The organism is Singulisphaera rosea, from assembly GCF_054877945.1.
This window is the reverse complement of sequence record NZ_JBTYIP020000059.1, coordinates 1-16,460: the sequence shown is the minus strand read 5'-3', so window position 1 is coordinate 16,460 and position 16,460 is coordinate 1. Positions and strand designations below refer to the sequence as shown.

5 protein-coding genes are annotated in these 16,460 nt (G+C 63.0%); 1 reads left to right on the top strand and 4 read right to left on the bottom strand.

The genetic code is table 11. The annotated features are described in order from the left end of the window. The 4 genes from ACYOEI_RS40470 to ACYOEI_RS40455 all read right to left on the bottom strand — a co-directional run. The coding region (locus tag ACYOEI_RS40470; protein ID WP_462856351.1) for a hypothetical protein at positions 1-3,925 on the bottom strand (3,925 nt) is incomplete at its 3' end. Between the two features lie 1,918 nt (positions 3,926-5,843). Further along, positions 5,844-7,046: a glycosyltransferase gene (locus ACYOEI_RS40465; RefSeq protein WP_462856350.1), complete on the bottom strand. Its 1,203-nt coding sequence runs from the start codon at positions 7,044-7,046 to the stop codon at positions 5,844-5,846. Continuing rightward, complete coding sequence (locus ACYOEI_RS40460) at positions 7,043-10,462, bottom strand: glycosyltransferase (protein ID WP_462856348.1); 3,420 nt, start codon at positions 10,460-10,462, stop codon at positions 7,043-7,045. The genes ACYOEI_RS40465 and ACYOEI_RS40460 overlap by 4 nt, the downstream gene beginning before the upstream one ends. 256 nt (positions 10,463-10,718) lie before the next feature. Continuing rightward, positions 10,719-14,534, bottom strand: coding sequence for a LamG-like jellyroll fold domain-containing protein (locus ACYOEI_RS40455; RefSeq protein ID WP_462856347.1), 3,816 nt, complete (start codon positions 14,532-14,534; stop codon positions 10,719-10,721). A 271-nt stretch (positions 14,535-14,805) separates the two neighbouring features. On the opposite strand from ACYOEI_RS40455, the gene ACYOEI_RS40450 reads away from it, so the two are divergent. Then, complete coding sequence (locus tag ACYOEI_RS40450) at positions 14,806-16,242, top strand: hypothetical protein (RefSeq protein ID WP_462856346.1); 1,437 nt, start codon at positions 14,806-14,808, stop codon at positions 16,240-16,242. The last annotated feature ends 218 nt before the right edge of the window (positions 16,243-16,460 follow it).

Sequence of the window (16,460 nt, the reverse complement as noted above, 5' to 3'; positions counted from 1 at the left end):
CGTCGTACTTCTCGCTCGTCAGGCGGTCGGCGTTGTCGAAGGTGTAGACGTAGGACGCCAGACCCGATCCTCCGGCAATCTGGTGTGTCAGCGTCGTCATCCGGCCGGCCGCGTCGTAGGACATCGAAGTCGTCACGGCCGTTCCCGTGCCGCCGATCGTCCGGGAGACGGAGGTCATCTCGTCGGCCGCGTCGTAGCCGAGCACAACCTGAGGGCCGGCGGTCCCGCCGAAGCTCTGGGTCAGCGTCGTCATCCGGTTCACAGCGTCGTACATGTACGTCGTGCGGCCGACCGAGCTCAAGTTGTCGGTCACGCTCGTGCGGTTGCCGCCGAGGTCGTAGCCGTAGCTCAGGGTGATCGTGGGGAGCCCGCCGGGGCCACTCATCCCCGCCGAGGTCAACTGGCCCCCCGAGTCGTAGCCGTAGGTCAAGGTCGCGCTCGGGTCGGACGCCCCCGTCATGTTCCCAAGATTGTCGTAGGTATAGGTCAACGACTTGAGGATCCCGCCCGAGGCGGCCAGCCAGCTCTCGCCCGTTTGCCGCCCACCGAGGTCGTAGGCGTACGTCAAGTGCCGGCCATCGGCGTCGGTATAGCCGGTCACCTGGTCTCCCGCGTCGTAGACGAAGGTGTGCGTCCCGCCACCCGGCATCGAGACCGTGGTCAGTCGGTCGCCCGCATCGTAGGCATTGGTCGTGACATTGCCGACCGGGTCGATCACCTTGACCTGGTTGCCGGCCGCGTTGTAGACGACGACAGTCGTGTCGTTGTTGGGGCCGGTCACGGTCGTTGCGCGGTCCAGAGCGTCGTACTGGGTCGTCGTGCGGTGGCTCAGGGGGTCGGTGACGACGACGGGGTTGCCCACGGCGTCGTAGGTCGTGGAGGTGATGTGCTGGAGTGGATCCGTGACCGCGATCGGCCGATCGTCTGCATCGTAGGTCGTGGTGGTGACGTGGTTCAGAGGGTCCTTGACCGTGACGACGTTGCCGTTGGCGTCGTAGCCGATGACCGTGGTGTGGCTCAACGCGGCGGTGATCGTCGTCAGGCGGTCGTCGGCATCGTAGCGGTAGCCGGTAACGTGGGTCAGCGGGTCGGTGATCGTGGTCAGGCGGTCGGCGGCGTCGTACTGGTACGTCGTCTTGCGGTTCAACGGGTCGGTCGCCGTGACCAGATTGCCCGCCGCGTCGTAGGTGTACGTGCTCCGGTCGCCATTCACGTCAACCGTGCCGATGACCTGGCCAACGTTGTCGTAGATGGTGGTCGCCACGTGGCTCAGCGAGTCGGTGACGGTCGCCACCCGGTTGAGCGCATCGTAGCCGTATGCGGTGACGCGGCCGAGCGGGTCCGTGACCCTCGTGAGGTTGTCGGCGGCGTCGTACCCGAAGGTGGTGGAGTGCTGAAGCGCGTCGGTGATGGTCGTCAGGCGGTCGTCGGCATCGTAGAGGTAGCTCGTGACGTGGTTCAGCGGGTCGGTGACGGTGGTGGCGCGGCCGGCGGCGTCGTAGGCGGTGACCGTGACGCCGGAGAGCGGGTCGGTGACAGTAGTGGCCCGGTCCATGGCGTCGTAGGCCGTCGTGGTGACTCGATTCAGGGCGTCCTTCACGGTCACGAGGTTGCTGTTGGCATCATAGCCGAAGGTGACGGCGTGACCGAGCGGGTCCGTCACGGAGAGCAGGCGGTTTCGTGCGTCGTAGGCAAGGACGGTGGTCTGCCCCAGGGCGTCGGTCACCCCGATCAGGTTGCCCACGGCGTCGTATGTGTTGGTAGTAAAATTGCCGAGCGAATCGAAGACGTTAACCGGCCGGTTCAGCTCGTCGTGGTAGGTGGTCGCGGAATGATTGAGGGGGTCGGTGACTCGAAAAAGATTACCCACAGCGTCATAGAGGTACGTCGTCGTGTGGTTCAGCGGGTCAGTCGAAGCGACGATGCGTCCTGCGTTATCGTATACATAGGTACTACGTTGATTATTGGCGTCGATAACACCAGTAACCCGCCCCTCGGAGTCGTAGAGGATCGTTGTCCTGTGGGTGAGAGCGTCTGTGATCGTCGTCACCCGATTCATGCTGTCGTAGTCGTAGGATGTGGTGTGCCCTAGTGGGTCGGTGACCGAGGTGATGTTGCCAACAGCGTCGTAATGGGTAGCAGTCACATGGCCCATAGGGTCGGTGACCGTCGTGAGTCGATCCAACGCGTCGTACGCATATTGGGTCGTCCTCGAAAGCGGCGCCTGGACCATGGTAAGGTCGCCATCGGCGTCGTACGAGTACGTCGTCCGATTCAAGAGCGCATCCGTCATCCCGGCGAGTTGGTTCAGCTTCGTGTACGCATAGGTTGTGACACCGTTGCGGCCATCTGTGACCGTACTCGGATTCCCATAGGTGTCGTATGCAACTTTGCTGACCGAATTGTCGGCGGCCGTGATGGTCGTGAGGCGATCCTGACTGTCGTATTGGTAACTGGTGACGTTCCCCAGGGCGTCCTTGATGGTGGCGAGCATCCCGTGGGATGCGTAGGTCATCGTCGTCAGGCCGCCGCGACCATCCTGGAGGACCGTGTTGTTCCCGTGGTTGTCATAGGTATAGGAGGTCAAGACGTGACGAGGGTCGATCTCGGAAGTGACCTCGGCGAAGCTGTTATAGGTGTAGTTCGTAACCCCCGACATCGAATTGGTGACCTTGAGCGGGTTCCCCTTCAAGTCGTATTCGACCATCGAGATGTCGTGAGTGCGGTCAACCGAGAAGACCCCCAGGCCATTGGCGTTACGCATCGTGCTGGAGACGTAACCGTCGCTGCCGGTCACGTAGACTGGTCGACCTAGGCCGTAACCGTCGGGACGCATGGCTGTCCCGTTGCCGTTGGGGTCGATGAAAATCGCACGGGCTTCGACCATGCGGAGGGGCGATGTGGTGCCGCTCCCTGGGGCTACCCAGCCGTTCTCCTGGAAGGCGAAGATCTTCTCGGTTGCCCCACCCGGACGAGTGATTGTCCCGACGCGTCCTGCAGCGTCGTAGGCCGCCAAGAAAGCATTCCCCCGCGCGTCTGTCAGCGTGGTCATGCGCGCCGAACCGTCGTAAGCGAAGCTCGTGGTCGTCGCGTCGGGCATCTGGACTGTGGTCAGCGCACCGCCGCTGTGGGTGAAGGTAGTCACCCGGTTAGCCGGGTCGGTCACCTTCTGCAATTTACCGCTCCCGTCGTAGGTGAGCGTCGTCACCTTCGAGTACGGGTCGGTGATCGTCGTGAGCCGGTTGCTGCCGTCATAGCCGAATCCTGTATATCGGAGATTGCGATCTCCAACAGAGATCTCGCGGCCGGAGGAGTCGTAGTTCTCGACGGTCCCGTCGGGGAGTCCGCGCGCGTACCCGCCGCCGACTCCGACCAGCGTGGAATAGTCGCCCGCGGGGGAGGTGTACGTCGAGCCGGAGCCAGCGAACCAGAGGCTGGAGCCGCCGCTCAGTTCGAGGATGACGCCTCCGGTGGCCGGGATGATGCGATTCAGCCCCTTGAGTGTCCACCCGGCACCGATCGGATTCGCCGATTCGTTCACAACATCCGTATAACCCGAGTACACGTTCGTGAGGGGGCTTGTCCAATCCTCAACAACCGTGACCGTGTATCCGTATCGCCCGGTCGACAGACCAGTGCCATCAGCCTGAAGGGCCAATTGGAGCATATCTCCTGAGATCATCTCGGTCGTATCGTAGTCGTAGACGGCTCCGGCCGTCCCATTGAGGCTGAGCTTGGCGTGGATCAGGTCGGGCGCGAAAAGGGTTCCGAGAAGGTAATGGACGATAACGATCGGCTTGGGAGCCGCCGAGACAGAGTCATATTCAAATTCGAGTGAAGGGATGTTGGGATTGTACGTCGGCAGGACGACATTGGTCTGGAGCGAACCGGAGTTGGCGTCTATGGACGTCCGATCTCCCGGCACGGAAAACGAAGGGCCCCCTGGCGCGACGAGATCCGGCGGAACCGTCGTGGGAAGGTCGGCGAGACTAGGATCATAGGTTCCAAGCGGCAAATACAAATAAAATGTATTCGAACCGCTCGTATGCGGCCCGGAGGCCGACGCCGTGATCCTGTCAACTGAGGTCAGATAGTTAGTATCCTTCCATGTGATCGTGAGCGTGTCCGTGTTCTCACCCGAGGAGGAGATAATATCAGAGCCCAATCCAGAAACATCCCAACTATAGGTATCGGGAAAGTATTGACCTTCCCAAACCATGGTGAATGACTGGGTCCTACCGATATGGGCGATAGTCTCCGAGTTGTTGAAAAGAATCTCACCCGGCGAACTCCAGACCCAAAGCAAATTACCGGGTACGGGGTCAGGTGGAAACACTATCGGCTTATCAATCGGAAATGGCCAAACAACAGCTAAGCCATTTCTCTCACCAATTGTGACACCCGCATAATTATTTGCATAATATGGCTGATAACCTGCACTTATAGAATAAGTCAATAAAATTCCGACGTTCAGGTTTCCTGTATGCATCCCGTTGTTAATAGGATTAACAATCAAATCCTTCGAAACAGTCCCTGCCGTAAAGACGATATTGCCATCCTGTTCCACCCCCGAAAGTGAAAAGTCCCGATTTTGAATAGCGGCATGATCCAGATCACTGAAGGGAGAGTACGTAAAGCTCACTTCCAAATCGTAGGACAAAGGACCGTCGAGCAGGTCGAGTTCGATAGTCCCCGTATCTCCATCCTCGGAGGCCGAAGGATCGGGCGACCAGACCCTGATCCCGGGAGTGGTTTCGTCGAGGGGCTGAATCAGTCCGGCGGTCCTCCGAGGCCCGCCTGCGGCCGGGGATGCCACCTCGGGGAGTCTTGAGGAGGAATGGGCGGGCATCATCGAAGGGTTCGTATGGACGCCCTGGCTGGCATCAGGCGTAACCACCGTGGCCCCGACCGGTGTCGTCGAATCCCCCGAAGCCGGTTGAAGAGGCGCGACGGGGGCCGCAGAACGCCGAGTCGGAGCGCCGCCACCACCTCCGCCCCCGGTCCCCAAGGATCCACCACCTCCGCGAGCCGAAGACGGCGTCGGCCGCGCGAGACCCTCCCTCGTAGGGTGGGACGAGGGAGCGTGGTCCGCTGTCAGCGGAGTTAGGTCAAGCCAATCGCCGGCCCCGGAGGACCGCGAAAGGGTTCGGGCCTGGGGCATGGAGGGGGTAGACGAGGCGACGGGCGGACTCGCGACGAAGGGGCTTTGGAATACGGGGCGTTCGGGGAGGTGCCTCGACGGGGGTGGGATGATGACGGGTTCGACCGGGGGTTGGCCGGGTTGGGCGTCTTGATCGGGGATCGTCCCTGCGATCGCGGGGGTGTCGATCAGAGAGAGCACGACCGCCAAGCTGCCGCCGAGGCAGGCCAGGCCGAGCGGCTCTGTGATCATCTTCCGCGTCTCGAAGCCTTCCAGCGTGGCCAATCGGCGCGCAAGCGCAGCGCGGCGGCGATCCGTGTAGGATGGGCGGCTCATGGGGGGGAACGATCCTTCGATCGAAGCCTTCGGGGGAGAACGACGGGCGTCGGCCCGGCGAAGAGCGCAGGGCAGTACGCCCGGCCCTTCGCAAGTCGGTTCGCGCGTCACCAAATCGGCATCGGCACATCGGACGATATGCCGATCCCTCAACGAACGGCCCAAGGGGGGGGGAAGGCCGGTCGCAGGAAGATCTGAGAGGACCATCACGTCAGGATGGACCTCGAATCGAACAGGGCCTAATCAAGCGATTCGGTGCGGGATTTACAAATGAATTTTTGGGCGATCGGCCATTTTTCCCGAAGCACCGACGTCCGAACAACCCCTACAATCAGACCCAAGCCATTGAATCGCATACGGCTAAATCTCATATGTATCGTTCGATAAGAGTCTCGAAAAAATTCAAGAATTTCCCCGAGGAGTTCGTGTCGTCCCACCGGGCCGCGGCGGCGAGGGCCTTCGCACGGTGCCGAGCGGCCCAGGCCGGGTCGTCCCAGAGTCGTTCGATGACCGCCAACCAGGGGGCCACGTCCCGCGGTGTGGGGGCGCCACCGGCCGGTGAGCAACGATCGGGGAGAGTGAAGACGAACCCGGCGTCGCCGAGGGTCTCGGGTAAGGCCCCCCGGTCGCTGGCGAGCACGGGCAGGCCGTTGGCCAGGGCCTCGGCGGCAACGCGGCCGAAGCTCTCGCGCCAGAGCGATGGCATGAGCACGGCACGGCTGACTCGGTAGAATTGCCGAGGGTCGGGGGTGTGGGCCATTCGATGCAGGTTCGGCAGGCTGGAGATATCAATGCCCGACGTGGATAGGCCGTCGGCGTCGCCGCGTCCCTCGACGATCAGGAACGGGATGTCGGGACGGCGGCGGGCGAGTTCTACGGCGATCCTCGCGAAGACGGCCGCCCCCTTGGCGGGCTGGGGGTTGACGAACGTGAGGAAGCGAGGCTCGGGGTCGTGGGCCACGACACGATCAGCCCGGAGCGGGTATGGGATCGCGCTCGTCTCGAGTCCGACACGGCGGGCGTAGAATCTCCGGGCGTATCCCGAGGGGACGATCAGCGCAGCCACATCACGGAAGGCCGATCGGTCTTGATAGGCGAAGTTGTGGAGGTGGAAGACCACCGCGACTCCCGCTCTTCGAGCCCTTGCCATGAGCTCGAGGTTGGCCGGATGGCCGCCGTAGGTCAGGAGGACCTGGGGCCGAAATCGGGCCAGGACCTGATCGGCCAGGTCGAGGAATGCTCGGGCCTCGGCGGGGGTCGGCGAGTTCTCGAGCCGGCTGGACGACGTCGGCAGCAGGGTGACGCGTACGCCTTCGAGGGTCAGGTCAACAACCTCCGACTGGCCGTCGCTCCGATGCGCCGTCGCTCGACGATACGGGACGTCGAGCGGGTCGAGGACGGATTCCAAGGGAGTCTCTCGGGCGAAGTCGAGGACCCCGGCCGTGAGGGCCCGGCAGTCGACCCCTCGGGCGGCGAGCAGCTCGAGGATGTCGCGGGTGGCACGGGCCGCGCCGCTGACCGGGTCGACATAAGAATGGCACGAGGCGAACAGGATGCGGGAGAGAGTCACGGGGACGACTCCCCGTCCGGGCAAGGCTCGCCGGGCCGCGTCAGCACGGTCCAGCCCGAGGGGTTGCCCCCGTACTCATAGACCTGCCAATCGCCCGAGGCGACGAAGGCCCGGACCGCTGCCCCGACCCCGAAGGCCGGGTGGTGCGTGTCGTGCAGGGCGATCGCGCGGCAACGCCCCGCGAAGAGCGAGAGCCAACGGGAGGTCTGCTCCTCCGTATTCGGGTCGGTGTCGATGTGGAGGAAGTCGATCCGTTCCCAGCGATCCGCAACGTCGCCCGGGTCGGCAGTCAGGGATGTGAATCGGGGGTCGACGATTGTTTGTCGATCGAGTGGGTCGACGCCCCAGACGTGTCCCTCGGTCATCCGGACGCCGGCGACCAGGGCTCGCGCGGCGGCCCCGGATCCCACGCCAAGGGCGACGACGACGCGGGCCCCCAGGGTCGTGACCCAATCGGTCGCGAGGGGGGCGTAGGGGTCGAAGTCGCCGGGGCCTCGGGCCGGCAGCAGTCGTTTCTTCGATGCGGCGACGAGCCAGGCGACGGGCGGCGGCGCGGCGAGCTGTCGGAGGGCAGCCTGGGCGTCGGCGTCGGCGGGACACTCGGCCAGGACCGCTTGCCAGAGGCTCCTGGCCTCGGCGTGATCGCCGCGCTGCTGGGCGAGGACCGCGAGGTTGCGCCGGGTGAGATGCCCGTAGATCCCCACGTCCAGGCTCGAGAATTGCTCGGGCCGGCGGATGGTCAGGATCCGCCTCCAGAGCGCCTCGGCCTCGACCGGGGAGCCGGTGTTGCGGTGGACGACCGCCTGGCGGAACAGGAGCTCGGCGTCGTCGGGGAAGAGGGTGAGCCCTCGCTTGCAGACGTCCAAGGCCTCACGAGGCTGCTCGAGAGTCTGGTGCGCCCGGGCGATCAACGCATAAAGCTTGCGCGTGATCGAGTCGGCGGGGGCCGAGCCGGCCAGGCTTCGCGTCAGGTAGTCGAGCGCGGCGGCGGAGTCCTGGCGCTCGATGGCGATCGAGCCGAGGTTGAAGAGGACGAACGGGTCGGCGGGTCGGTCGGCGAGCTCCTCGAGGAGGATCGCCTCGTCCCTCGCGAGCTTTCGGCCCCGGACCTGGTTGTCGTTGTATCCGGTGTGCCGCACCGTCACCTCGGTCCAGCGGACCGGGACGCCCGCCCTTCGCAAGGATGGCAAGATTTGTTCATGGACGCGATAGGTCCAGCGGACATCCTCGCGGAGGGGGAAAAGGCGGATGTGGTCGACGACCGTCTGGCCTCCTCCCCCTTCCTTGTCGGGGTCGCATGAGCAACGGACGACGTACGCCCCCTCGGATTCGGGGTCGAGGCCATCGAGCAAGGCCTTGAGTCCGGGCCGTTCGCTCGGCTCGATGACGTCGTCCGCGTCGAGCCAGAAAGCGAAGTCGCCGGTGGCACGCGCCAGGGCCGCGTTGCGGGCGGCGGCGAAGTCGTTGACCCAGACGAAGTCGAAGACTCGGGCCCCGAACGACCGGGCGATCTCGGCCGTCCGGTCCGTCGAACCGGTGTCGACCACGATGATCTCGTCGAAGAGGTCCGCCGCGGAGGAAAGGCAGGCGGGGAGGTTCGACTCCTCGTTCTTCACGATCATCGTCAGGCTGACCTTGGCCGGTCGGGCCGAAGTCTCGGCCGGCGTGCCTTTGCCTTCCCAGGGACGAAGGGCGACCCTCCGCCCTCGTCCATCGGGCAGGCCCCACTTGGCCGCGAAGCGACGCTCGTTCTCGCTTAGGAGCGCCTCGGCGTCGATCCCGGCGCCAACAAACGTGCGACTGCCGAAATGGTGGATGAAGAGGTCGTGGGCCACCGCAAGCTCGAAGCCGGCCTTGCCGGCCCGAGCCGCCAGGTCGTCGTCGTCGAAGAAGCCGAGCCCGAATTGCTCGTCCAGGCCGCCGACCGCGTCGAGCACCGCGCGTTTTAACAGGAGACAGAACCCGGAGAGCTTGGCCGTGGTCATCCACTGGCCACGGTGCTCCGCTCGCCAACGGGCCGCGAACCGGTGCATCTCGTCGAGGTTGCGGTAGGGCGTGTGCTCGACGAGTTGGGGGGGTGTCGCGTAGTTCGACATCGGGCCGGCGAGGCCGATCTTCGGGTCGGACTCGACCAGGGCGATGAGCTGGTCGAGCCAGCCGTCGGTGACCACCGCGTCGTTGTTCAGGAGGACCAGGAAGTCGCCTCGGGCGGCTTGTAATCCCTGGTTACACGCGGCGGGAAACCCGCGATTCTCGGGATTCGTGATGACCTGGACCTGGAACGGCGCGGCGGCTTGCACCCCCTCAAGGAACGCATTCGTGCCGTCGGTCGAGCCGTTGTCGACGACGATCAGCTCCCAGGGGTCGCGTGTGTGGCGGGCGAGTGCAGCGATACAATGCCGGGTGAACTCCCGTTGATTCCAACACGGGATGATCACCGAGCCTAACCGACCCTTGCTGGGCACTGGCATTCTCCGCGACGAATCGTGAGCCTTCGGCGGCGCGGGGGGCACCGCTCTCGACTCGGGATGACGAGCCTCGGCGGCCGGGCCTGCGACGAACTTCGTCGCGATCGTCGTCGGCAGCGCCTCCACGGCCCGCAGGATCCGCTCCATGCGGTGCCTGTAGGTGTGCTTCGCGAGCACCTCGGCCCTCCCCGAGGCCGCGATCCGTTCCCGAGCCTCGTCGTGTTCGAGGTAGTATTTCAAACGATCGAGCATGTCGTCGGCGTCGCGGTACGTCGCGAGGTGCTCGCCATCCTGGAACAGCTCCGCCTGGCCGTTCTCCGACAGGTCGTTGGTCAGGAGCATCGAGCCGCACGCCAACGCCTCGAACACCCTCATGTTCACGTCGTTGAGCACGCTCCGATTGAAGACCACCCGCGAGGCGGAGTAGATCTCGGCCATGGCGTCGAAGAACGCGCGGCCGACGTACGCGGAGGGGATCTTCTGCATGAGCAAGGCGACGAGGTCAGCCCTGGGGCTCGGGGCGAGGTGGCCGACGAAGCAGACGTCGTGTCTCTTGGCGACCTCGCGCCTCCGGTGGATGTTCGGGTCACAAGCCAGCGGCAACCATTCGACTCGCTCGACCCCCGAGTCTCGCAACCGCCCGGCGCCGTCGCGCTGGGCGGCGAGGGTCAGGTCGACCTTCCCGGCCCGGACGAGCCGACGATCGAAGTCCATGTGCGTGTCGATCGCCCAGTAGGCCATCGGGCGCAGCGCGTCGGGGATCGGCCAGTCGAAGCCGTCATCGATCGCCAGATGCAAATCGAAATGCCCGGGACGAATTTCGTTGAGCTGGTCAGGCCGAAAATACTCGACCTCGGCGATTTCACCCAAGGCCGCCCGACAGTAGATGCCGGTCGTATCAGGTCGCGGACGGTCGTCGAAGATCAAGGCAACGCGGCGGACGTGCATGGTCGAGCGTTCGATGGTGAGCGTTCGGTCAATCCCGGGGGAAAACTATCACCGACGCCGGATCGGGACGCAAGTGCCTTGTTAAGACGATTTCGACACAAATTGAATACGGATGGCAGAAAGAGGGAGAGATTTATCCGCAGATGACGCAGATACACAGATTTACAAACGAATTAAAAATGAAAATTAACACATTTTTAATTTGAATTTTATCTGTGAATATCTGCGTTATCTACGGACGAATCTTATACTTTCCTCACTGAGAAGGGTCGTCCGGTTTTTCCATCTTCGACAACGCGCGAACCTCTTCGGCCGACAGCGTGCGAGGGATCGCCCGCGCGTGGGACGCTCGACCGTACATCGTCATCCCGGTGAAGCGAGATCCGATGATGAACGGTTCCTTGCAGCGGATCGAACCGGTGAGGTGATCGCTGGCAGGTGAGGTTTCGATGGGTTCGCCGTCGATGTGGATCTTCAATCCCGACGCTTTCAAACGACCATCGTAGGTCATGAAGACGTGGTGCCAACCGGGTTTCGTGAATGGGGCCGATTGCAAGTCGATCGCGTTCTTCGGCTCACACGACCAGTCGTGGATCAAATACGCGACGAACCGATTGCCCGCGTATTGCAGTTCATACCCGCGGTTTCTGCCCAAGGGGAGCATTTTCGAGATCAAGGATTGCGACTTGCCAGGTTCGCAGAGGAACCATCCTCCCGCCGAGAATGGCTCGTCGAACTCGAAGTCGCCCGCATCACCGCAGAGGATCCCGCCGATCCCGCGGAAGCTCGCCACCCGAGAGGGACCGTTGGCGACGAGGGTGGAATGTCCCTCGGCAATCTCGGGTCCGGCAAAGTGTCGGGCTCCGTTGGGGGCGACCGTTCGAAACGCATCGTCCCCCTTTCCTTCGAATGTCCAGAGGCCGACCAAGCCCTCACCGATTCCGGCCGTTGTCGGTATCCCTTTTCGCCCGCGGTCGAACCACGCACGGGCCTCCTCGGCGGAGAGGGCACGCCGGTAGACGAAAGCGTCGTCGATGTCGCCACGGAAATAATCCCGGCCGATTCGGGAGCCGATCACGAACGACCCGTGGGTCTTCGTCGGGGTGGTCAATGAGTCGTAGTCGGCGTCGTGAGGGGTGTCGACGCCGTTGACGTAGATCTTGTAACCGAGCGCCTTCGACGAGCCGTTATAGGTACAGACGACGTGATACCAAGCATCATTCGGGAATTTTGAGCGCGTTGCCGAGCGGATCGTGCTCGCGTCCCAGTCGCCTACGAAATGACAGCCGAATCGCCCGTCGAAGAACAGGTCGAACCCCTTCTCGGCGGGAGTGATCGTCCCCATGAGGGCGCGGAAGCCTTCTCCTTTCGGCTTGACCCAGGCCCCCAGTGAGTAGGCATCGGTTCGATCGAAATCGACGAGCGGACCGCAGTCGAGGAAGGCGCCCCCCTCAAAGCGGACAGCGCGACTGCCGTCGCTCTCGACGATCGTCGGCAAGACGCTTTCAGGCACCGGTTGGCCATCATGGCCTTGCCCGGTTTTGTCTCGAAATTGCTCACCCGAGGCACCATCGAACGACCAGTGGCCCACCAATCCTTGCTTCAATGCCGAGGACTCTTGCCAGGCAATCCCGGATCGGTCGCGGTCATACAACTCGAAGATCTCGTCGGCGGTGAGTGCTCGACGATAGGCGCGGAACTCGTCGACACGCCCCTGGCAGTAGTCGCGACGCTCGCGGCTCCCGATCGCGAATGGGGCCTTGTTGCGAATCGTCTCGCGGAGAGAGTCGTGCGTGATCTCGGCCGTGGCCGGGCCGCCGTCGAAGTAGAGCTTCAATCCGTCGGCGCGGCGAGATCCATCATAGGTGACGGCGATCTGATGCCAACCGTCCGGCGCGAGAGGCTCGATCGCGCACACTCGGAGGGCGTCCCCCTGCCAACTAGAGATGAGGTGCGCGGCGATCGTGTCCCCTATGCCGAACTCGAATCCGTGGAGCGTGTTGTCCATCTTGCTGAAAAAACAGCCGTGGCTTCCGGGACGGCGCTCGGCCCAACTGATCAAAGTGAACGGGTCGGCGATATCGATGTCGAGCACTCCCGGACAGACGATCGTCGATCGGTCGAGTTCGAGCGCATCGCCGACAACCCCGTCGGGGACGATCTGAGGTCGCGAGGTTCGCCCCTCATGCTTCGCCGGGCCGAGATCCACGACACGCACATTGCCGGGATCGTCCAGGGGCCAGTGCGATTCGACGACCTCCTTCCGTCGAGGTGGCGCGACCGGGTTGAACTCGCCCGAAGGGTATGTGGTCACCGCCAGGGCGAATCGGGTTGGCTCCTTGGCGCGATTCGAGATCGTCACGGTCGCGAGGTCGTCGCCCCCTTCTTTCTTGACTTCGAAGCCGACACGATCGCGATCCACGGTACTGTTCGAGTCGCGGCGGCTCCAAAGCAGGTGGACCTGGGACTCACGTTCCCCGAAGAGGATCGGGAGCAAGGGGCTGGCCCCCCCTTCAGCGGCCGGGGCCTGGGGCTTCGATCGCCCGGGATACCACCCTCGGCCATTGACGACGAGGTGCCGGCCTTGATCGTCCTCGAGCCCCTCGCCGAACACCCAACGAATCCCGCTCCTCGTCACCTGTAGCTTCATGTTCGTCGCCACCAGGGCCTCGATCACGACGGGCTGGTCGCCCTGGATTCGGGCAATTGGGCTGTCGAAACCGGGGAAGATCGGCTTGGGCACACCGGCGATCGGGAACGTCCCGTTGATCGGGGGGAAATCCTTGTCGCCACTGCTGGGCAGAAGCTCGTACTCGACTTCAGAGACGGTCGGCTTGTCGACCCGGACCTCGATGCGATCGGCCGTTGCCAGCGCCGAGGTTCGCCCGTTCGCATACGTTACATCGGGCAATGCCAATTTTTTCACCGCGAAGCGCTTCTCCTCGAGGGGCGAGACGATCCAGTCGTCGCCATCCTTCTCGATCGATTCGATCGCCGACCACGGGATCATCCGGTTCCCGATTGCGAGGTCACCCTTGGGGAGCGCGGTCCGTATCGTCCCTCGGCCTTTGCGGACGACGAGCATCGCTTCGGGCGGGGCCTCGTCCGCCGGGCACGGCTCTGCCTCGACTACGAAGCGATCACCGTCGCGAGTGGCCTTGAACGTCCGATGGTCCTCAGGAGACGTGGATAACGAGACCTCGATCGATAGCCCGTCCAGACTCCGCCGATCGAAGGCGTACGCATCGATCTCGAACTGACGCTTCCTTTCACGATCGTGGAATGTCAGACCCGGATTGCGAGGGACCAGCGCCGGCCCTTCGAGGAAAGCCCGAACGCGGTGAGCAGGGATTGCGAAGTTGATTTGGGTACCGGGGTATCCGCCAACGACGAGGCCGACAATCCTCCCACGGTCATCGACCAGCGGCCCTCCGGAATTGCCTGGATTGACGACGGCGTCGAACTGAATCGTATCCAGGTCGCCATCCTTTCGGCGAAGGGCGGCGATCTTCCCTTGATTGATGCTCACCGCCGGGGCTTCATTCCCGGTCGCGAGCATCTGTCCGAACGGGTAGCCGAAAACCGTGACCGGCATCGTTTCGACGAGGTCCTCTACGCCCCCGATCTCCAGGGTGACCAACGTCGGAGACGCATCAACCTTCAACAAGGCGAGGTCGACATCATCCCCGAGCTTGACGACCTTCGCGCCGAGGTGTCGCTCACTCTTCAAACCGGGATTGAGGATTAACCGCACCTTGGAGCCGAGCCCCAAGGACGAGACCACATGATGATTGGTCACGAACAAACCATCAGTCGAGACGCAGACGGCCGAGCCAATCCCGCGACCTCCGACATCGACTAGGGCCGTCGCGTCCTTGCCGCGCTTGATCGTCGACACGGCGGGACCAACGGGCTGAGCCCCAGCCTCGTCCTGGGACGCCTCGACGCCGACTTCGAGATCGGCAGAGCGACAATGAGAGAGGGGTTCGAGATTCCCGAACATCACGCCGCTCACCGCGAGGAACCAGGCCAGGGGACGATGATTCGCGGTCGCGGCTCTTCGCATCGTCATGGTCGATCCCTTCGGAAACGCCCCACCGGCTGTGGGGGTCAGAGTTACGATCATCCCGCCGCGTCGCTCGTTCGGATTCCCTGCCGATGTGATTCGAAGGAATCCTCGCGATCGGCCGCTCAGCTCAGGTTATCATCGGAATCGGCCGATTGCCACGGGGCCGGAGCATGTCTAGGGATGTTCCCCCCGAGGGCCTCGACGATCTCCTCCTGTCAAGGGAATTGGAAACATGAACGGGCATGAGATACGCAGAATTGCTCGATCCCGCGGTTTGATCCTGGCAATGGCCCTCCTATCAACAACCGCAAATTCGTCTGCCGCCGATCTCCTGACGTGGAGTGCCCCCAAGACCACTCCGCAATTCCGCGAGATCCTCGACGCCGACACCTACAGGCGACTTTCCACGCCCTTCGACGACCAGCTCATCAAGGCCAGGAAACTCGCCCGGACGAAATATCCCGATCACGGCCTCAGAATTCATGGGAGGCAAGCCCCGACAACCATAGAAGCGAGTGGGTTGGGCCCCGAAGATGTGGTCATCAAGGCCGAAGGCAAGGAACTTTGGGGACGTCTCGCCGAGTACCGCCGCGACCCGATCCGGGTGCAGTACTACTCCGTCAAGGCCGATCGCATCCGTGACATGCGTGTGGCAATCGCGTTTCAGAACGCCTTCGAGATCGTCCGTCGGCCCGATCTCGTCTATCTCAGGAGCAAGGACCAGGACCCAAAATGGGATCGCGATGTTTTTATAGGATTGACGGCGACGTCGACCGATCCCGACCTCTCCGAAACCGCCTGGCAGCACGCTCTCGCCGCGGGCTTCCCGCGCAACCGTGCCTCCTCCGCCGCGGGCGCCGCGCTCGCGATGGCGCAAGGGCGGCCTGAGGCGGCTCTCGACTTCTGGTACGAAGCCGAGCATGCCGCGGGGACGGAGCCACTCGACCCCATGCTCGCCTATCGAGTGGCGATCGCGAACGGGAAGTGGGAACGCGTCAAGACGTTGGCGCTCGAGCATCCCACGATCTTCGGAAACGTCGCGAAAGAAGCGACCGCGTTGATCGCCGCATATCGGGCCTTGCCGGTCGAGGCTCGAGAGGCAACTCCACCGAGTGTTCAAGCGGCGCGGATGCACCACCTCGACGTGCGCAACGAACTCATCGGCGCGGACGACATCACGGAGAATAGGTTCCTCGACCGCGTCCGACGTCAGGAGGAGTTCCAGGAATCGATCGTCTCGGGCCACTACCGATTGCTCGACCTGTCGCATCTCGAGGGGATCCAGGATTTCGATCTCAAGTTCCGGTTTACGATGGCCCCAACCGATTCCGAACGATCGACCTTCGTGAAGGTCACCCGCCTCACGCTCAATGGCTTAACCAGGGCCGACCAGGACTCGCCCCCCGAAGCCAAGTCGCTCGGACAGCTCGAACTCGAAGCCCCTTCGGGATTTCTCCTCGGACTGACCAGCAGTGAAGCGAAGATCTCCCTTCCCGATCCACAAATCCAGATCGACGGTAAGCGATCCAACTCGATCCGCTACGTCAAGGTCGGCGGCCTCCTCGAAGTCTTCATTAACGAACGACGAATCCTCTACCGCCCCGTCGATCCGACCTTCGAGCTGCACCGAATCCGGTTCCAATCCGTCGGAATGTCGATCGAAATCGACGAATTTACCCTCGCGGATTTGATTCCTCGGATCGAAGGATAATCGGGGATGAGGAAAGAGGCGATCATCAACAGATGACGCAGATTTACACAGATTTAAAATGCGATAAAATTCTAAACAAATTTTAGATTGAAATAGGAGTTACGCAGTTGAGGGATTTGTGAGCCCAATCCAGGGTCTGGCGAGGTAGCTTCGGATCGCCTCGGCCACGATCCCCGACTTGGCCATGAACCCGCTGACCCCGGTGGTGAAGAAATGCC